This window comes from Bacillus sp. ok061, assembly GCF_900108285.1.
GTDB lineage: Bacteria > Bacillota > Bacilli > Bacillales > Bacillaceae_G > Bacillus_A > Bacillus_A thuringiensis_S.
Window position 1 is genome coordinate 48,344 of record NZ_FNUW01000011.1, and the last position, 20,118, is coordinate 68,461.

The following is a 20,118-nucleotide window of genomic DNA, read 5'->3' on the forward strand; positions in this document are numbered from 1 at the left end:
TTTTCTCCTCACTACATTGGTTCATTTTCCCTCGGTGGTCACTTTACGTCCCGTAGTGACATTTTGTGTCCCACGTGGGTTAAAAAAATAATCCCTGCTACGTGTATTATTGTAACAGGAGATAGAAACTTATTCAACTCTTAACTGCATTCTTTATATAGTTTATTATGACACCTTTGTGAATGTTACCATATTCTACTTGTTTTCCGTCTATTTCTACAACCGGAATCATTAAGTGATATTTTTCTAAAAGGTCATGATCTTCATATATATCTATTTCCTCAATTTGAAAAGAATATTCACATTGTACTTCCTGCAAAACTTGTTTCGCCTGCACGCAAAGACCACAATCCTTTTTTGTATACAGCACAACTTTCATCTTCTTCACCTATCCGATTGTTTTTCGCAATGACGAAGCTGGGATATGCATTTGTTCTCTATACTTCGCCACCGTTCTTCGAGAAATAACAATTTCATGCTCTTCTTCTAATAATTTTGAAATCTTTTGATCTGAGAGTGGCTTTTTCTTATTCTCTGCTTCCACAAGCGTTTGAATAAACTGTTTCACTCGCTTCGTTGAAACTGCCTCATCCTCTGTCGTCGAAACTGCATTACTAAAGAACGATTTCATCTCAAATAAACCGTGTGGCGTTTGCACATACTTATTTCTTGTTGCACGACTAATCGTAGACTCATGCACACTTAGCTCTTCCGCCACCTCTTTTAAAGCGAGCGGCTTTAAATACGCTGGACCTTCCCAAAAGAAATCACGTTGTTTTTCCATAATAATCGTCATCACTTGCAGAAGTGTTTGTTTTCTCTGTTTCAAACTGCGCATAATCCATTGCACATGCTGATACTTTTCTGAAACGTAAGACGCTACTTCACTTTCACTATTATTAAGAAGCGCACTGTACTCAGAGTGAATTTCAATTCTCGGCATATTTCTCTCATTCATCTGTAAAACGAGGCGATCGCCTTCTTTTTTCACTGCCATGTCAGGCACAATATACAGTGGTTTATCCGAAGAATACGCAAGGCCCGGTTTCGGCTGCAATGATGTAATACAGTTCACCGCCGATTGTAATTCTTCATTACTACACTTCAGCACATGAACGAGCTTTCGCCAATCCTTCTTCACGAAATAAGCAAAGTGCTCCTCTACAACATCTTCCGCTAATCCATTTCTTCTTTGTAAGCGCTTCAATTGCAAGGTTAAACATTCCTGAATATTACGCGCTCCTACCCCTGCTGGCTCAAGTGATTGGACAATCTCTACAGAGCGATCGACTACATGAATATGCGCAGAAAGGAGATCTGCTAATTCTTCATTCGTTTCTTGTAAATACCCATTTCCATCCATGTTCATAATAATGAAAGAAGCTATTTTTCGCTCTTCTTCTTCTATTTTATAATACTGTATTTGATTTAATAAATGTTGCTGAATCGTTGTAGAATCCACACTGTAGATTTCCATCTGATTCTCGACTTGTTTGCTGGTACTTTTACTGTTGTTAGAGCTCTTCTTCTTCTTCTCCCTCTCAAAACCACCTAACTCAATAAGGGGATTCTCTAACGATTGCTCATACAAAAACTCCGATAATTCTTGTACATTATACTGAAGCATTGTAATCGCTTGCCTTAACTCTTGTGTCATTGCCAAACGTAAGCTTTGTTCTTGTAAAAGACTTGCCTTCAAACTAATCTCCCCCTTGTTTCTATTGTACAATAAGTTTGGTAAAAGGAGAATCCTCACGCAGACGCCCATTCCAAAATATTATTAATTTATATGTATTAATGATATTTACAACTTACAACCGAAATTTGAATAATATTGAAAGAAAATAATAAAGTGAAACTTTAATCAACCCTCACCAATCGGGCTTTTACGGGTAGACGCCCCCCACCTAACTTCTTTGCTTCCGCTGAATTTTGAGGTGGGGGTCTTACTGCCCGTTAATGCGGGATAAACTCATGTTTTGTCACCACATACTAATAGTAACTCTTAATTTTATATATAACAACATTAAATTTATCTCTGTTCAATTCCAAAATAAAAAGAGCAGTTTAGGTATAGTGACACTTCACTATGCCTAACTACTCTTTTACGATTCTTAATTAAGGAAGAAACCTCTTATTTAAAGCTAAGGAACTTTGATTCCTAATTACATATGAATCATAGAGATAATCGTTCGATTCACTAGACGCTCCTTGAATTCCTCTCATCTCTTCCACAGACAACTCAACTATTTTTTTCACGCTTCTCTCGCCACTACTATCCATCATTTTTTGTTTTCTTTTCGAAAAAAATCCCATTATTTATTCCCCCCTACAATTAATTATTTTTTAACAATTGACTAAATTTAAGGCTCTTACCACTTCTTAATACACCTTTCGGATAGACCTTCGCTGCAAACATAGCAATTAAGCTGATGCTAGCCAATAATACAACCATAGATGTAATAATTTCTAAACTCCCAACAGATCCATTAATAATCCTAACTACCATACTAATTGGAGCTGTAAACGGAACATATGATGTCACCCTTGATACTAGCCCTTCAGGGTTATCAAGTACTACTAACAACTCGACCACTAAGCTTCCCATCAATATAAGAGTAATCGGCATCGTTGTTCCGGATAATTCTTCTGGCCTGCTTACCATAGAACCAAACACCGCGAAAAGTGCCGCATAAACGAAGTAACCGAGAACAAAATATAACAAGAAATATGCAGCATGCTCACCTGTAATCATATTTACATCAATATTCACTCAAAAAAACGAATCCGATACCTTGAAAATTCCAGATTTAATATATAACGCCATACTAAAGAAGAAAATAAATAACTGTGTCAAACTAGCAAGACCGACTCCTAAAATTTTCCCGAAAACCATATGGACAGGAGATACTTTTGTAACCATCACTTCCATAACACGGGAGGCTTTCTCTGATGCAACTGCTGTCGCTATAGCATTTCCATATGAAGTGATTGCTAAGTACATAATCGCTACTAATAAATATACTAGTAAAAATGAACTTGTTTCTTCGTTATTTAAGTTCTGCTTTGTCGCTTGCACGTTCATCGTCAGTGATTTCACAGCCTCTTCTGATAACTGTTGTTTAACTACCGCACTTTGAAAATACTGATTTTGTACAAATACCTGTGCACTTTGAATCAACTTAGGATTATCCAGCTTCATAAAGTAATCTAATACTGGTTCAGCACCCGCACCCTCTTTTAATATAAAGAGCGCTTCGACTTTCCTATCTAACAATTCTTGCTTATATTGATTTAATTTTGTTTTATCTCCTAAAGACCAATCCCATTCTGGAAGAGCTTTACTAAGACTAGATTGATCCACCGTAACATTAGGTGCTTCAGAAATAAATACAACCTTTGCTTTTTCTTTCTCTCCAGAAAACTTTTGTACTAAAGTTGGAAAAGAGAATAAGAATATCCCTCCTCCTATTAATAATAATGTCATCCCAATAAATATTTTCGTCCTCACACGGTCCCAGTAAGTTTGCCCTAAAACAATCCAGAAATTCCTCATTACTTATGCACCCGCCTTTTCAACAAAGATTTGATGTAAAGAAGGCTCTTTAATAGAAACATCTCGGATATATTGTTTAGTTTTAATATCTTCAAGCAGCGAAAATGCATCCTCTCCATCATTAACTTTAATCATGAACGTACGATTAACTTTTTCAAAATTGAAATTTTTCTTCTTAAGAATAGGTTCAATATCCCCTTCCGTTTGCAACGTCATATATTTGTACTGATAACTTTTCTTAATATCTGACAAAGCACCCGATAATACAAGTTGACCGTTTTTCATAATACAAATTTCCTCACAGAACGTTTCTACACTGTCCATTTGATGACTACAAAAGATAATCGTTTTTCTTTGCGCAATTAACTCGAGCACAACATTTTTTAACATCTCTGCATTTACAGGATCCAATCCACTAAATGGCTCATCTAGTATGATGAATTCCGGATTATGCAATATCGCTGAAATCAATTGAATCTTTTGTTGATTTCCCTTTGACAATTCCTCTGTTTTCTTCTTTAAATGTGGTGTCATTTCTAATTTTTCTAGCCATTGTAACGCATGTCTTTTTGCAAGATTAGCTGGCATTCCTTCTAACTTGCCGAAATACACCAATTGCTCCACTACATTCATTTTCGGGTATAATCCACGCTCTTCTGGTAAATAGCCAATAGATAGGTCTTTCTTTGAAAAAGGGCGATTATTCCATAGAATTTGGCCGCTATCCGGTTTGATTAAATCTAAGATCATACGAATCGTTGTCGTCTTACCAGCACCATTCCGGCCCAGCATCCCTAAAATTCCACCTTCTTCTACACGTATATTTAAATCATTAACGGCTTTATATTCACCAAATGTTTTATTTAATCCTTGAATTTCAAATGCCATATATAACATCCCCTTTTAGCTTTTTACGAAATAAATAACCGCCATTCCTAATGCAATCCCGCCTACCATCAACAAAAACTTTTTCATCACTATTGCCTCCTTCATTTACTTGTTAAGTTGTATCTTTATCATAGACTTCTTTCTGATGCTATTGTCCGCAATCCGTACTGTATTTACCGTAAAAAAGGCGAACCACTCTTATGTGGTTCACCGCAATTTCAACAGATGACATTGATTGTATGAAAACTTCTTAAATGTTATTATAAAAATATTCAGAAATTAAACGATATACCTACAAAGAGAGGTGTCTAAACCGTTGCAGATACAACGTAACTTCGTTTTCATTTTATGTGTAACTATCCTGTATTTTTGTTTACAAGGCTATATCTTATATAAAATAAACCAACCATATAGTGGAGTTCTTATTTCTAAAACAGACTCAACTGCATACACAATAGCAAAAATTAAATCCTCCGGTTGGGCTTTTCATACGGACTTAAAAGAAGGAGATATAATCTATTCGATAAATAAAGAAAAGCCTCATTTAGGAATACTTCCTGGATATCAAAACCAATCACTAAATGCATCTGAAATACAAATTAAAAAAGACGATATCACCCAAACTTATAAAGGAACACAACATTTTATTGATTCTCGTGACAAAATTATTTCTGTATACTTTCCCTTCCTACTCGCTTTTATTTGTTTAGGGTTATCTATTTTTCTTTATACAAAGAAGCCTTTGAACCGGGAAACATTCTTTTTGATCACGTTTCTATTCATGACTTCCTCAAGTCTTCTAATCGCAGTTGAATCTGGTAAAGGTGATTTTATCGCTCTCATTATTTTAAGTATTGTATTTCAAGGTACACCTATGTCTCTCATTTTATTGTTGAATGAATTATTCAAGAAAAAACAACTATACGTTATTTCTATGAGATTTCTAAAAATCGATATTACAATCGGCATTATTTTACTATTACTCTCTAATTTAACGATGTTCATTCCATTTCCGATAGTTAATACCGATGGATTAGAACTAATTTACCTTTCAATAAATATTATCTTTTGTATATATTTTTTAATCCGTGCCTATATCAAATATCACAGTACAGTACATAAACCATTTTTAAAATTAATGCTCACGATTCATTCCATTGCCTTCTTTCCGTTCGTTACACTCTATGCTCTTCCAGATGCAATATTCAGAACACCGATTCTCTCAGCAGGTATTGGAGCTATGTTCCTAATCACTCTTCCAATCGGTTATTTTTATTTAGTAGCGACGAAGCAGATTTTTGATATAGAGTTTGTATTTGATCGTTTACGGTATTACGCATTTCTGTCACTAATTCCAACTCTATTAATTGCAATCATTACGAGCTGGAGCATTTATTACAAAGACAATTTTCTCTCTCGACTACTGCAAAGTTTTATTATTATTTTTCCGTTAAACATTCTATTTCTCATATTAAAAGAAAGATTAGATTTTACATTCCGTAATCACCTCTTTCGGACTAAAACAAACTTATACGTAAACATTGAACAGTTTACCGCACAGCTATCATCTATTATGAAAACAGAAGAGTTAGAGAAAAAATTCACTAATGAAATCATTTCGATGTTGAAACCTTCTTTTATTCTATTTGTTCAATATGATATGAAAGACAACACATATACACTCTGTAACGGATATGGACAAACGAAAGATTTCACACTTTCTAAAAAGAAAAAATGGAGTATGGCAGCATTACTAATTAATGATTTATTAGAGGATGATGGATGCATCGGCATTTACTTATACTCTACTAAACATATAAAACACTACATCTGGATTGGAAGAAAAGTGAATAATATTAAATATAATACGCATGAAAAATCATGGTTCATCACTGTCACGACATACGTCCGTCTTATTTACGAAAACTTGTATACCATTAATGAAATTATTCATTCTCTAGAGCAGGAGAGTTTAGAATCCAAAACAAATTCTGCAAGCTTATCACGCCTACTCTTTCAAATTTCTGAACAAGAAAGGCGCCGACTCGCTTCAGATTTACACGACTCTGCATTACAAGATCAAATCGTATGGTACCGTAAACTAGATTCTTTACTAAAAAACAAATCCGTTCCACTAGAATTTAAAAATGAACTAAAAAAAATTCGCTTCGGTATGCACGATGTAATACAACAAATTCGCGATACATGTAATGAATTGCGTCCATCACTTTTATCAGACGCTGGTTTAATTGGTGCATTAAGAGAATTGCTAGCCCAAACACAATTACGTGTGCAATTTCAAATTCAATTTGATCATGAATCAATTCAAGAACATTATTACGATTTTGACAAAATTTTATCTTTATATCGTATCATTCAAGAACTACTAACAAACGCAGATAAACATTCCGAGGCAACTATCGTATCGATTTTTTTATGGGAAGAGAATAACTGTATTTTCCTAGACTACCGAGACAACGGCAAAGGTTTTAATATAGACACTCCCTACTCCCCTAAGCAGCATATGGGGCTTTCTGGTATAAAAGAAAGGCTTCAATCAATTGGTGGAGAAATACATATAGTATCCGCAGCTAAAAAAGGACTTCAAGTAAACATTACAGTTCCGAGGTGGTAAATAATGATTCGAGTATTAATCGTAGATGATCATCAAATTGTAGGTGAAGGAACCAAGAGCATGATTGAATTAGAAGAAGATATGCAAGCAGAATATATTTTAAATGAACAGGAAGCACTTATAAAAAGTGACGCTACACCTTTTGACGTATATCTCTTGGATATGAATATGCCCAATTGTAGTGGTATTGAACTCGCCCAGAAAATATTACATATTCAAACAGATGCAAAAATCATTTTATACACAGGTTTTGAATACATATCCCAATTTAATTTATTAATAAACTCTGGTATCAGCGGAATTATTAGTAAATCAGCATCTCAGCAAGAGCTTTTAATGGCAATTCGTGCAGCTGTAAACGGATATACTTTGCTTCCTATTTCTTTATTACGTCAACTACGTACAGACGATATAACAACTCAACAAATTGAAAATAAAACCGCTCTTCTTACACAAAAAGAATTAGAAATCTTAGAATCCGTCTCTAAAGGAAGTAGCAATAAACAAATTGCTGATGAACTGTACATGAGTTCAAGAGCTGTAGAATACAACCTAACAAAAATCTTCAAAAAATTAAAAGTAGGATCCAGGTCCGAAGCATTAACAGAAGCAATGAGACAAGGCATTTTGAAAGTACACGTATAAAATAAAACTCCTATCAGTTTATTTTGTTTAGCCCTCGAATAATGGAATAAATAAAAAAGTCCTAACCTACAAAACATAAGTTAGGACTTTTTGACGCGCCCAGAGGGATTCGAACCCCCGGCAGACGTGGTACCGGAAACCACCGCTCTATCCGACTGAGCTATGGGCGCATGAGATTATGATAATATCAACGGTTTGCCTCCGTCTTCTTCCGATTTGTTCTTACCGAAAGTTAAACGTAGGATACGAACACCAACACGTAGACGTTCGTTTCTTTACATATGGATATTATATCCTGACGCTAACCTAATACGCAAGCATAAAAATCTCGTCTACACTAGCCTTAGCACGCAGTTTTCCTACTTTCGTTTCCCCCTCTTAATCTACTTAAATCGAAATAGAACGCATATAAGCCCATAACTGTTCATCACATTAAATCTAATCGTCTAGAATTGCGTCTCTCGGTATCGCAATTTCCGTATATAGTCTATAAAAAGAAAGACAGACGAAGTGATGCCCGTCCATCTCCGCACTATTTTATATATTTTGATCGCATGCTAAATATATCTTCGCCCTCGTGAATACCCGCCGCTCCCTTCCTCACGTTTTTTACGACAGTCCAATTTGGGTTAGTTTCATCACCGATGTTCTGTATTGTAAAGTTGCCGTCACCATATTTTCGGTGACCTTCTGCCAATTTCTCCGTTATATCATTCTCGTTTGCTCTCGCCATCTTTGCGCCATCTCCCTTTTTATACAACCTTCTTAAACTGTCCAACCAATCACACGTCCAGTCAATTGGAGATTCTCGTTTTCCGCTTCGATTAATTGTAACACACTATCGGTGATAAGTTCCGATAACGGCTGCGTTTGGTACTGTAATCTAGTCGTTATCCGTCGCCTGCCGTTATCTCTTCGCTTACTACGTTTTTAACTTCTTCTTCATTTTTCATCGCTCCAATTCGCTTTAGTACGGCAATATATGCCGCCAATTGAAAACCGCTGGGCTTCCCTCCTTTCTGCGTTCCCACATTTATTCATCAGATCCCTCTTGCTCGTTCTTTTGATCTTTCTAATCGCGCTAACTCTTGTGCTATCTTCTCGATGTCCTGATCGTCACGTACATTCATTTCCGCGACATTGATAACGACATTCTTAGTAACATTCTCGCTCTTTTTGTCGTCCTTGTTGTCGAATATCGAACTTGTGTTACTAGGTCGATGCGCAGTACGAAGGGCATTAAATAAATTCGCCTGCTGCGCTTGTGTTAATACCATCTCGTTTTTAAGCAGTCGCGCATCTACTTCGTCGAATTTCGGGCGGTGCGCTGCAAGTCCCGCGGGCGATCCGCCATTATGATACTTCGGTCGCTTCGTAGTTTGCGATAATGTACCGCCGTTGTGTCGCTTTTCCGCATTACCGAATATGTTCGATACTGTACGTGTGATAGACTCTTTGATGTTGATAATGACGTCTTTGAATTCGGTTTTCGTCGCTTCCTTCTTAATTTCCGCTAGACGCGCTTTCGCCTCTTTGTCGTTCATGTTTAGATTTTTCGTAACTTCCTCTTTCATTTGCCTTTCAGCGTCGGCGTTCTTCTTCTCGACGTCCGCGATGTCACCTTTCGTCTTCTTCGTATTTTCTTTCTGCGCATCCTTATCGGCTTTTGCATTTTTGGAATCGAAATCCGACGTATCGCCTTTCGTCTTCTTCGTGTTCTCTTTTGACCCTTTCTTATCGGCTTCGGCGTTCTTCTTCTCGTGATCCGACGTATCACCCTTCGTCTTTTTAACGTTTTCCTTAGATCCTTTTTTATCCGCTTCGGCATTCTTCGCATCAAAGTCCGAAGTATCTCCCTTCGTTTTCTTGTTGATCGGCTTTTCTAGTTCGTTATTCATATCGATAGCCTGATCCTGCACTGCCTTAACGCCATCTTTAAACATCTTCGCTTGATTTTCCGCTTGCTGAATGCTGCCCTTCGCATCTTGTAACTTATCGACCATTTTGTTCGATGCGTCTAACGATTGCTGCTGCTCCTTAGTAAGTCCGCCCGCTGCTTCTTTCTGCTTTTCTAGCGCTTCGACGTTCTTTATTTCACCCTTTAATTTATCGTTAATCATACTAACCGCGTTCGACATTTCACCGCTAACGCCCGCCGCTGCCATTTGTTCCTCGATAACGGCTTTTGTAATTTTATCGTACTGCATCGATTTACCGTTTAACGCTAAAGTCTGCGCATTAAATTCCTGCGTTGCCGATTGTGCTTCGCGATATTCTTCACGCGCTTTTTCCGTGATCTTGTTTTGTTTCTCTAGCTGCTCGCCCGCGAACTTCGCTTTCTCCGTCATTTTTCCGTTTGAATCCGCTAATGTAGAATTATAAGCCGCCTGTAATCGCTCGGATTCCTTTTGCTGCGTGTTATACTCTTTTTCTAACTTCGGTAATTCCTTTTTAACTTCACGCGCCTTTTCTAATGCCTTCGTATAGTTCTCTAGATCCTTCGCTTGGCTCATCATTAATTTAGATTGTGCTAAAATTAATTCTTCTCGCTGCATTTGTCGATATTGATCCGATAGTTTACGCGCTTCGTCCGCAGTTTTAGCGATTGCATTTCCCTTCCCGTCGAATGCCGTAGCCGTCGCAGGTGCTTTAGAAATAATCTCGTCGTTAGCTTTGAGATACTTGTCCATCTCCTCTTTTGTAACGCCCGCTTTCTTACCTAACGCTTCGTACTCTTCGATTAATTTTTTCTTAGAATCACCTTCTTCGGTTCGCTTGATCTCGTTTTGTATATCTTTGTAACGCAGTAACTCGTCGGTACTTAATTTAATTTTACCTTTTAACTCGTCGTGCGTATTCGCTAACTCGTCTAGATTTTTAGCATCTTCACCTAATTTTTTATATGTGTCTAAATTAACGTCTTGTAGCTCTTGTGTTTCTTTCTTCGCACTCTTTACATAAGTCGTTAACCCTGCGATAGCTGCACCAACTAGCGATATAGCTGCGACGTATGGATTCGCCTTCATCGCGCCTTGTAATATCTTTAGCGCACCGACTACCTTTCCGATATTCGTCGAGACTACCATTAATCCCGTAGCTGCTGCCGCTGCTGATAATCCTGCCGATAAAAATGCGGGATCGATGCTCGCTAATCCTGATACAAGCGCCGTCGCTCCATTAACTACCGCCGTAAATGCAGGTAATAACGTTGTACCTAATCCGATCGCTAGACCTTCCATCGCTGATTTAGCTGCGTTCCATGCGCCGACGAGCGTTTCTTGTTGGATCTTCGCTACTCGTTCCGCAGTTCCGCCCGATAATTCTAATTCTGTTTTATAGTCCTGTAACGACCCTTGTCCCTGCTCTAGTAATGCGAGGAAACCCGCACTTGCTTCCGTTCCGACTAATTGTGCCGCAGTAACAGTTTTTTGTGCGTCCGTCATTCCGTCCATCTTAGAACTAATGTGACCGATCAATTCGGGAAGTGGTTTGAACTGTCCGTTTGAATTTACTACGCTGATCCCTAGCTTATCGAAGGCTTTCGCAGTTTGTCCCGTCGGATTCGCTAATGATAGTAACATCGCACGTAATGACGTACCTGCTTGCGATCCCTGTATACCTGCGTCCGACATTTTCGCTACTGCCGTCGCTGCGTCGGTCATATCCCAACCTAACGCGTTCGCTACTGGTGCAACGTATTTCATCGCCATACCTAATTGATTCATATCAGTATTTGCCGTAGTGAATGTCTTCGCTAGGATATCCGCTGCTTTGCTCGTATCCTTCGCCTCTAGTCCAAAACCTGTCATGATGTTTGATGCGATATCTGCCGCCGATCCTAAATCGATCGCCCCTGCTGCCGCTAGGTTTAATACTGCGGGCATTGCGTCGATACTATCTTGTGCCTTAAATCCTGCTAGTGATAGAAACGCCAAACCGTCCGCCGCTTGTGAGGCGCTGAACTGCGTCGTCGCTCCTAAATGCTTCGCCGTTGCTTCTAGTTGTTTGAATTCGGAATCTGTCGCACCGCTGATTGCTTTAACCTTCGCCATACTTTGCTCGAAGTTCGCCGCAGCCTTTACGGAAGCCCCGATCGACGCCACGATAGCAACACCCGCTACTGCTGACGCCTTTCCTAACATCGATACGCCTTCCGAAGTTTGTTTCGACTTATTCGCCGTGTTTTGCATTTCGGTTTGTGCTTCCTGCATCCCTCGTCTAAATTGCGCATTGTCGAGGGTTAATTTTGCTTTTATTTCACCCGCAGTTGCCATCTTTTCATCACGCCCTTTTTTCGTTTTTATGTAAGACAAAAAGACACCACTCATAATGAGCAGCGCCTTCGCCGTTTCTTTATATTTATTTATAAACTTAATTGGTACATTAGGAAGCAAGTCCTACGATTTTAGCGTGTGCTGCTTCTTGTAGTAATTCTAGCGTGTACTCACCGACTAACATTCCACGCATGTAATCGCCTGTCTTGCCTAAGAACGTGTGAGCGAATTCACGCGTTTGTAGTGGGCGGATAGATAAGCGATTCGCATCGATCACGAAGATCTCGTCGCTTCGTAAGTTGTTGTTAAGAACGATTTCCGCATTACCGAAGTCAGATACGAAGTGATCTACTACGTTTCCGCGTCCGTTATCTTCGCGAGATAATCTAATTAGAGCATTGTCAAACGCTGAGATTGCGATCTTTTGCGTAGCTCCTACGATAATCTTATAGTTACCGCTAGCAGTAGAACCGCTTTTCTCGAAGATAGCACGGAATGCTTCGACTAAATGCTCGTCTGAAATTGCCGCACCGTCGGCTTTAATTACGTTTGTTTGAATGAATGAACGAACACCACGCATCATACGTGTATTGCCTCTCTCGTAACGAACACCGTTAATGACTGCTTTTTCTAGTTGTAACGCTAACTCTAGCTGCTTCTTTTGCTTCTCCATTTCGTATGCATCATTGATACCGTATTGAGCGATCGCTTGCGCCGTACCCGTCAACTCTACAGAATCGTCGAAGATTTGCGTGATATTAGAAACACGCTTACGTGGCTTGTAACGGGAGTCGCGAGCGTCCGCGCCTTCGTGACCTTCTACGAACATTACTTCGATATTTGAACCTGCTTCGTGTGTTTCCGCTTCTGTTCCTGCGTATCCACGAACTACTGTTAACTTTTCTCCTTCTACTTTAACTACTAAGATTAACTCTTCTCCGACTCGAATCACTTGTTTAGGTCGGAATGCGTCTGTTTCTTCCACATCAATAAACGCCGCGCCAACCGTTAATTCCTTCGTTAACGTGCTTTCTTGTGCGAACATTTCATCTTCGAACCAAACGTGTTCTACGCTAGTAACTGGATCTCCGAAACCTAACAGGTTTAACATAGGTGTTTGAAGTGGATTTAATAATAAAAACTCGTCTGTTACGGATTCTTTTACACCGATAAGATTATTAGAATATGTATTTGTCATTTTATTTCCTCCTTATAATTAGAAAAAGCCACCTGATTAATAGGTGACTTGACATTTTAAACTATTTATTTTTTAAATCTTGCGGGTACTTGTCTGTATTTTACAATGTTGTACCAATCTTGATCCGATGGGTGTTCGGGAATATCCCCAATACCTGTGACGCCTAGTAGGATCTGTGTTGCGCCCTTGCGTTTTCTAAGTTTTTCATTCAGATGCTCACGCACCCACGTATGATCGTCTTCTATACGAAGTATTTCTTGGATCGCAGCATAGTAATCCGCTAATCCTTGTTGCGCTTTTTGTCTAAGGGGATCCACTTTCTCCCTACGCACCGTTGGTACAACATTGTTACGCCAGTCATCCACGAGATCGTCGAGGGTAATTGTTCCCGATAGATTCGCGATGGCGTATTCATGTGCCTTACTGTGTTCCCCTTCGGCAACTTTTACCGCAGCTTGTGCCTTTTCGATATTATCTAGTGCTTTCTGCTTCTCTGCTGCCACGTCCTCGCCCGAGAATTCTCGTTGTAGAATTGTCTCGTATGCCTTTGTAGCAACCGTTACTTTTTCTTTTGCAGCTTGTACCTTTTCTTGATATGTTGCGATAAATTCGTTCGCTTCCTTGTCTTGAACCCTGAATTTATTGTATAGTTCCCATTTCATATTTTGCGCCCCCCTAGTTTCGTTTGTAATTTCATCGATAAGTTATTTAGTCCGCTCGCGATCTTTAGTAGAACTGCTATTAATATCTTTTCCACTCTGTTCGGATCTTTAATCTTTTTTGGTAGTGTCGCAGGATCTACCAAGTTATATAGGTCGATTAACGTATCACGTACCATCTTTGTCTCGAATAAGCGCTTAGTTTCGCATGTTTCTTCGGCAGATGTGATATGACCTGATAACCTACTATCGCCCAATGTCGATATATATACGTATTCCGTAGATGTCATAACGTCAATAACTTTATCGCATTCATAGCCGCTTTCTGTAACATACTCACGATATCTTTCGTTAAGGTTCGTGATATCCTCTTCGGCTTGTAGGTACTCATTAACGCGTTGACCATCGACGTATAAGACTGTTAGGAAGAACTTCTTTCCATGTAGTTCGTGGCAGTTAGACACTAGAAGTTTTTCGTGATTGCTCATTATAACCGCTCCTTTAATCGTTTTTTGAGATCCGCTGCAATCACTTCATTTGATCCCGCTTGTGCTTCGAGTAGGAAAACGTTATGCTCGCCTATGAGATCAACGAGTGATTCGTAATGCGTATACTTCATTTCATGTTTTCCTATTGTCCAATTAAAAACGGTCGCTTGCGATACGTTTAACATCTTCGCTAATTGATGTTGTGAGATTCCTGATAATTGTAGGAATAACGACAATACTTTAGGATTCATTCTTTTAGCTCCTTGTCATTGATTAGTTTTACTTTAAAAATAAATCTACCGACACGCTATCGTGCAGGAAGGCGAATACGTGTCGGTAGATCTTCGAAGAATTACTATCATAAGGTGGCGTCTGGCAAACGCCCAAAAGAGGGGTAACAGGGGGAAATCCTGTCACCTAATAACTTCACATGTCTTTACTACTTCTAATTCGGGAATCGGAAGAATTATTGCGCTTAGAACGATCATTGTCTTTCTTCCTTCATACTATCTGTACCCCTAATCGACCTAATATTGTACTAGCAATCTAATTTTTTATTATTTAATTTCCTTTTAGCGCCTTTAAAATCGCCTTACCTCTATGGATTCTCGCGTTATAGCACATTCTGCATCGCGGGATGTGACCGCCACGACCGTTCCTATGAAAAATATCTAGCGGTAGTGTTTCGCCGCAGTCTTTACATTCGCGGTGATCTATAATTTCTCCGTTAACTTCGATCTGAATAATTGGCGTCCATTTATTTGTTGTTTTTGAAGCGACATTACACGGCTTACAACGTCGCTGCAAGCCGTCGTGTGCCTTCGTTTGTTTGTGGAAATCCTCTAGATATTTAACTTCTCTACAATATGTACATTGTTTTTTATTTGTCATTTTTCATTTCTCCTTTTTCGTTAGAAACTCATATTTTTTAGATCGTCTGATGCCACTTCTACCTTCACCTTGCGTCGTTCAATGCGCTGCATGATCTCATGTTTCTTTTCTTCATCATTCTTGCGAATCTTCTCGACTGCTAGCGCGTGTTTATAGTAACGTTCCTCGGTTTTTGGGAATCGTTTGAGTAATTCATCTAATGTTAGCGGTAATAATGGAATATATTCGTTGCTACGTCCGATCCCACGACGCTTAACCGTAACTAGACCGACGCTTTGCAGAATTTTTATATTATGGTTAATCGTTCGTATACTTTTGCCCGTTTCCATCGCTAGGCGATATTGTGACGGGAATGCTTTCTTTTCCTTCGCATTGAAAAAATCGATAATGATTTGATATAGGATCAACGCGCTTTCTGTTACGCCGTAGTCCTGCATGTATGAGTAATAACGCAGATTGGTCGGCATTTTAATAAAGTCTAGCGTATGATCTTTTTCTTTAGGATTGATAGATTTATCGAACATCGGCTGATCGATCATATCCTTTTGGATCTCCACTGCTGACTTAGCATAATTCTGGTGATTCTTGATTTCTTGTAACGTTTCTTCTACTTGTTGGACTAGATTTTCTGTTTTCATTACCTGATCGCTCCTTTTCTATTTAGCGGTAAACTGCGTATGAGGCAATGAACTGCGTATGAGTTGGCGGTAAACTGCGTTTCTCATAGGAAGTACACTGCGTTTCTAATATGCAGCCCACTACAGGTCAACTAGATTTACAAGAACTAAAGAACTATAACTAAAAAATATAACTACGTTCTTTTTTGTTCTTCTATTACGCATAAGATAAGGATATAAATAAGAGCGTACAAGACATTTAAGTAATATCCGCCATCTCTCTTCTTTGCCTTACACGTACATAAACGCTCGTACTATTTTGATTTGGGTTAACATCGATAATATTTTTTATTATCTCGCTCGTTTTCCCTTACACGTATATAAACGCGAACTTTTCTAATATTGGTGAAGGCTGCGATACTATTCTTGAAAACATTGGCGCAATGACTAGATATATTGGGCGAATTTTTTACGAAGTGTGACCGCTGGGTTTTGGGTGACGTTGGTGAAATCGTTAGCTGCTGCGTATAAACCCTTCGAGTTAAAAATGGTGCGCGCTTTGTGAATACCGTTGATGCGGGTGCTTCGGCGGGGCGGTTGGGGGTCACGAGATTTTTCTCTCGGGGTCGGCGGTGTGGTGTGCTCGCTTCTCGATTCGCTTCGACTTGCTGCGGAATGTTGACGGTGATCGCTTCCACTCGTTCATTCGCTTGTTAGAAGACTTCGTTAATAACTTTGTTACTTTAATTGTTAATCGAAGATCAAACGAAGATGTTTTAATTAAATTCTTTTATTCTTTTTTATTCGAAGAAAGAAGAACGAAGATTCTCGAATCATTCCGAAGACAACGTTTTATAATTCTTCTCACGATTCTTTTAACGCAGCTTTAAAATGATTCGAATACAATTGCATACGATAGACGCAGCAGCCGTTACACGCAGCGCTATGACCGTGTAATGGTGCAGTATAGTGACGTGGTGACGTGCGGTGTATTCGTGTAGACGTATCAATCTATTAGCGTGTAGTCTCGTGACGTTAGCGCAGCGAAGAGAATAGCAGCGGGAATATATCGAGCAGGTGCGGCAATATATAAGAGGCATTTGTACGGACATATAGCGGGCTTGTTATATCGGGGTGTCATATAGTGGGGTATTCGATACATAGTGCGGGCTATTGTGGAAACATACACCGCCCTTGTGAAATATACATACTGCGGTGTGTTCGCTAGAAAACACGGTACATGGTGCGCCCTATTTGATATACTATGCGTCTCGTGGGTAGTAGTCTAAAAAGGTACACGTTTGTAGACGCTAAAAAAACGATCATATACCAGTCTATTAATCATTAGTAATAAACCTTTATGGACGTCTTTTAAACAATTGACCTTTATAGACTATCGGTGTATATTTAGGTTAACGATAAAAAGAAACGGGGTTTTCATTATGACAATTAATTTCGCATATCTGAGAGTATCATCGAACGATCAGAATCTTGACCGACAATATAAAGCGGTGCAGCCGTATGTAACAGATGAGAAATATATCTATACCGATAAGGCAAGCGGAAAGGATATGGATCGTGAGGGCTTTCAGAATATGCTTAAAGCAATGCGCGCAGGCGATACGCTCTATATTAAATCGATTGATCGACTAGGGCGGAATAAGCAGCAGATCAAAGAGTATCTAGAATACTTCAAACGAGAAAAGATCCGCGTCAAGATCATCGACCTTCCTACGACAATGGCGGACGTTCCTGCGGGGCAAGACTGGGTTATCGATATGATCAATAACATTATTATCGAGGTTTATACGTCAATAGCCGAGCAAGAACGCAGAACAATAAAGGAGCGCCAACGAGAAGGAATCGACGCAGCAAAGGAAAAGGGAAAACATATCGGTCGCCCTGTTATGGAACTTCCCGCAGACTGGGATCGACTATACGGCGAATGGAAAGCGAAGAAGATCATGGCAGTCGAATTTATGGCGGCAGTTAATATGAAGAAGGCGACATTCTATAAGAAAGTAAAAGAGTACGAGGCATCAGCGAAATAACGTCGGTGTCTTTTTTGTTGCGCTGAGATCGAATCCTTAGACCTCTATGACGCCATGAGTTGTATGCATATCGTAAAATAAATTAAATAAGTTTCTGCGCAGGAAATCGCAACCCCCTGAGTTCAAAGTAGCTCTCTCCATACACCGCCGTGCTGATGTAGCGAAGAGAAATGCGAAGATAATCCTACCGATCTCCACGAAATACTACACATATGTATCGATGTGCATCGCCCGCTATACGCAATCTATCACAAATCACTAGCGATATACACGAATTACTACCGAAATGTAGTGAAATGTACCGCCCTACGAGTTTCGTATATATGTATACGCACGTAAACGTATTTATGCTTAATCATGTGCGTGTGACGTCTACTCTCGCAAGGGGATTCGATTACTTGACCTTTAATTATCAGATAATTTACATTAACAACCACATTCTATTTATACGATATATTATATAAATAAAAAGGCGCTGCGATATATCCAACGTGATTACTTTAGATTTATCCCTAATAGTTTCAAAACAAAACACAACACATAGGATAGGCATATTTTTTTTGTATAGAAAATAACTTTTGGAATCTATAACCAAGATAGGTTATAATACGAATATACGAAAAAAGCCCGTCGTATTGGTAGTACGACAAGCTTCGTAAGGTGGTGAATACATATGGATGCAATCACCGTTACTGCGGTTTGCTCTTTACTCATGGTTGTTATGGGAATGATTAACATGAGCAAAGGAAAGAAGTAATATTTTTATCTAAAGTCTTTCAGTGTTGGTAGCACTTGAGAGACTTTTTTCTTTATATAGTATTCCACATCTAATGTAGAATATTACTTATAAACCTGTAGTTTGCTAATTAGGTATGCGAAGTCTTCATTTTGAGAACATTTAGCTCATTGTTGCCCCTTAGGCAACATGCATATAAAAAAATAATCTAGTAGGTGAACTTTAAGTGAACTCATGTACCCCCGAAAGCGACTTTCATCATTCCACCACTAGGATCATATGCGAACCTTTTTATCAAAAGTGATACTTTTTGTATCCTTATAGCAACATTATAACTTAACTGAGAGTCCAGTTACAAGCGAGTTAAGCTAAAAAATTCGCTTCAAGCGAACGTACCGCAGTCATGGCACTGTCATATCACCGTTTATACATAGTTAGTAAACGTAGATAATTGATAGATTAGCTAAGTCTAGGAATGAAGAGAGACGAAAGGTTACGCGGGTACAGAAGGTTAAAGTATATTCTGTTAAAAGATGATAAAAACAATCTTCTTTATCCACTATATAAATGATAAAATTGAAATAAATTACAAAAAGGTTGTGAGGAGTTTGGGAAAGCGTAGTAACAACCCTAAAGATTCTGTTACTGAAAAAAGAAACTTAAACTTTAAATTCTATCTTAATAGTTTTGCAAAAGATCAATACGTGCGGATTTATGACGTATTGAAAGACACACATGACTATACATTTAAAGCAGTATACGAACGATTAAATACTCGTACAGATGAAGTAGAAGCTGAATTGGTGAAAGAAGCTGAAAATGTACTAATCGATTTTAATTACATTGACCCAGATTACTTTGATTACGGTGATTATGCAGACTCAATTCGTGAATATGTATATGAACGGCTTGATGAACAATTTCTAATGCATTATCAATTCGAATTAATGTCTCTAAGCAATTTATATCAAGTTTTCGAACAACAACTAAGGAAATGGTTGTATGAAGCGATGACTCATCATTTTAATGAATATATTAATCAAGTTAAATTTACCCATATTGACAATAAGAATAAGAATGCATATGATAACTTTTTCAATAATTTCGGTAAATTAACTGACTTATTCACCGCATTAAAATTAACATTTACTAATCCTTTTGGCGATGAAGAGCTTATAGTAGAAACTGACATTTGGAAAATGATTCGAGAATGCAATCTACTCTCCAATACTTATAAGCATGGAAGTGGCTACTCCTCTACCAACCTATATGAGGCATATCCTCAATACTTTAAAAAAGTAAATAGCACTCGTTTAATGGATTTATATCGTACAACAAATTTGGAACGAGTGTTAGATGTTGATAAAATATCTTTTGAAAAATACAGTAATGCCATGAAAGAATTTTGGGAGAGCATGAAAGAACATCAAAACGGTACGCTTCTTATGAATGTACGTACCTCATCATAAATAGAACCAAA

18 protein-coding genes, 1 tRNA gene and 1 pseudogene are annotated in these 20,118 nt (G+C 38.6%); 5 read left to right on the forward strand and 15 right to left on the reverse strand.

Annotated features, from left to right (window positions below; genetic code table 11):
- Positions 1-133 precede the first annotated feature (133 nt).
- From C4S65_RS16035 to C4S65_RS16055, 5 genes and pseudogenes are all read right to left on the reverse strand, one after another.
- Positions 134-379, reverse strand: a complete 246-nt coding sequence (locus C4S65_RS16035; protein ID WP_000869733.1) for a glutaredoxin family protein — start codon at positions 377-379, stop codon at positions 134-136.
- 9 nt (positions 380-388) lie between these two features.
- Positions 389-1,699: an RNA polymerase factor sigma-54 gene (gene rpoN, locus C4S65_RS16040; RefSeq protein WP_000647941.1), complete on the reverse strand. Its 1,311-nt coding sequence runs from the start codon at positions 1,697-1,699 to the stop codon at positions 389-391.
- Positions 1,700-2,118: 419 nt separating this feature from the next.
- Positions 2,119-2,316: a hypothetical protein gene (locus C4S65_RS16045; protein ID WP_000505576.1), complete on the reverse strand. Its 198-nt coding sequence runs from the start codon at positions 2,314-2,316 to the stop codon at positions 2,119-2,121.
- 19 nt (positions 2,317-2,335) lie between these two features.
- A pseudogene (locus C4S65_RS16050) lies at positions 2,336-3,556 on the reverse strand (ABC transporter permease).
- Between the two features lie 3 nt (positions 3,557-3,559).
- Positions 3,560-4,444, reverse strand: coding sequence for an ATP-binding cassette domain-containing protein (locus C4S65_RS16055; RefSeq protein WP_000863493.1), 885 nt, complete (start codon positions 4,442-4,444; stop codon positions 3,560-3,562).
- 316 nt (positions 4,445-4,760) lie between these two features.
- Here C4S65_RS16055 and C4S65_RS16060 point away from each other — a divergent pair, with 316 nt between their 5' ends.
- The gene (locus tag C4S65_RS16060; RefSeq protein ID WP_086790542.1) at positions 4,761-7,079 is read left to right on the forward strand and encodes a sensor histidine kinase; all 2,319 of its coding nucleotides are present in this window, start codon (positions 4,761-4,763) and stop codon (positions 7,077-7,079) included.
- A gap of 3 nt (positions 7,080-7,082) precedes the next feature.
- Positions 7,083-7,724 carry a response regulator transcription factor gene (locus C4S65_RS16065; RefSeq protein WP_000621764.1) on the forward strand — a complete coding sequence of 214 codons (642 nt, stop codon included), beginning with the start codon at positions 7,083-7,085 and terminating at the stop codon, positions 7,722-7,724.
- Positions 7,725-7,818: 94 nt separating this feature from the next.
- Here C4S65_RS16065 and C4S65_RS16070 read toward each other — a convergent pair.
- From C4S65_RS16070 to C4S65_RS16110, 10 genes are all read right to left on the reverse strand, one after another.
- A tRNA-Arg gene (locus tag C4S65_RS16070) sits at positions 7,819-7,894 on the reverse strand.
- 362 nt (positions 7,895-8,256) lie between these two features.
- Positions 8,257-8,457, reverse strand: a complete 201-nt coding sequence (locus C4S65_RS16075) for a hypothetical protein (RefSeq protein ID WP_000090085.1) — start codon at positions 8,455-8,457, stop codon at positions 8,257-8,259.
- A gap of 157 nt (positions 8,458-8,614) precedes the next feature.
- Positions 8,615-8,755 (reverse strand): hypothetical protein, encoded by a 141-nt coding sequence (locus C4S65_RS34390; RefSeq protein ID WP_181032133.1) that lies wholly within the window; start codon positions 8,753-8,755, stop codon positions 8,615-8,617.
- Between the two features lie 9 nt (positions 8,756-8,764).
- Positions 8,765-12,052 (reverse strand): phage tail tape measure protein, encoded by a 3,288-nt coding sequence (locus tag C4S65_RS16080; RefSeq protein WP_258043870.1) that lies wholly within the window; start codon positions 12,050-12,052, stop codon positions 8,765-8,767.
- Positions 12,053-12,107: 55 nt separating this feature from the next.
- On the reverse strand, positions 12,108-13,196 hold the full coding sequence (locus C4S65_RS16085) for a DUF5309 family protein (protein ID WP_098285627.1): 1,089 nt from the start codon (positions 13,194-13,196) through the stop codon (positions 12,108-12,110).
- A 65-nt stretch (positions 13,197-13,261) separates the two neighbouring features.
- Complete coding sequence (locus C4S65_RS16090) at positions 13,262-13,858, reverse strand: hypothetical protein (protein WP_098285628.1); 597 nt, start codon at positions 13,856-13,858, stop codon at positions 13,262-13,264.
- Positions 13,855-14,319: a hypothetical protein gene (locus C4S65_RS16095; protein ID WP_258043871.1), complete on the reverse strand. Its 465-nt coding sequence runs from the start codon at positions 14,317-14,319 to the stop codon at positions 13,855-13,857. The genes C4S65_RS16090 and C4S65_RS16095 overlap by 4 nt, the downstream gene beginning before the upstream one ends.
- A gap of 23 nt (positions 14,320-14,342) precedes the next feature.
- Positions 14,343-14,594, reverse strand: coding sequence for a helix-turn-helix transcriptional regulator (locus C4S65_RS16100; protein WP_098285630.1), 252 nt, complete (start codon positions 14,592-14,594; stop codon positions 14,343-14,345).
- Positions 14,595-14,904: 310 nt separating this feature from the next.
- Positions 14,905-15,150 carry a hypothetical protein gene (locus C4S65_RS16105; RefSeq protein ID WP_141526999.1) on the reverse strand — a complete coding sequence of 82 codons (246 nt, stop codon included), beginning with the start codon at positions 15,148-15,150 and terminating at the stop codon, positions 14,905-14,907.
- Between the two features lie 104 nt (positions 15,151-15,254).
- The gene (locus C4S65_RS16110; RefSeq protein ID WP_103945289.1) at positions 15,255-15,872 is read right to left on the reverse strand and encodes a helix-turn-helix domain-containing protein; all 618 of its coding nucleotides are present in this window, start codon (positions 15,870-15,872) and stop codon (positions 15,255-15,257) included.
- A 611-nt stretch (positions 15,873-16,483) separates the two neighbouring features.
- Here C4S65_RS16110 and C4S65_RS33995 point away from each other — a divergent pair.
- The 3 genes from C4S65_RS33995 (at position 16,484) to C4S65_RS16120 (ending at position 20,107) form a co-directional block, all read left to right on the forward strand.
- The gene (locus tag C4S65_RS33995) at positions 16,484-16,741 is read left to right on the forward strand and encodes a hypothetical protein (RefSeq protein ID WP_142391539.1); all 258 of its coding nucleotides are present in this window, start codon (positions 16,484-16,486) and stop codon (positions 16,739-16,741) included.
- Between the two features lie 552 nt (positions 16,742-17,293).
- Positions 17,294-17,902, forward strand: coding sequence for a recombinase family protein (locus C4S65_RS16115; protein WP_103945290.1), 609 nt, complete (start codon positions 17,294-17,296; stop codon positions 17,900-17,902).
- A 1,344-nt stretch (positions 17,903-19,246) separates the two neighbouring features.
- Complete coding sequence (locus C4S65_RS16120; RefSeq protein WP_142391540.1) at positions 19,247-20,107, forward strand: hypothetical protein; 861 nt, start codon at positions 19,247-19,249, stop codon at positions 20,105-20,107.
- Positions 20,108-20,118 lie beyond the last annotated feature (11 nt).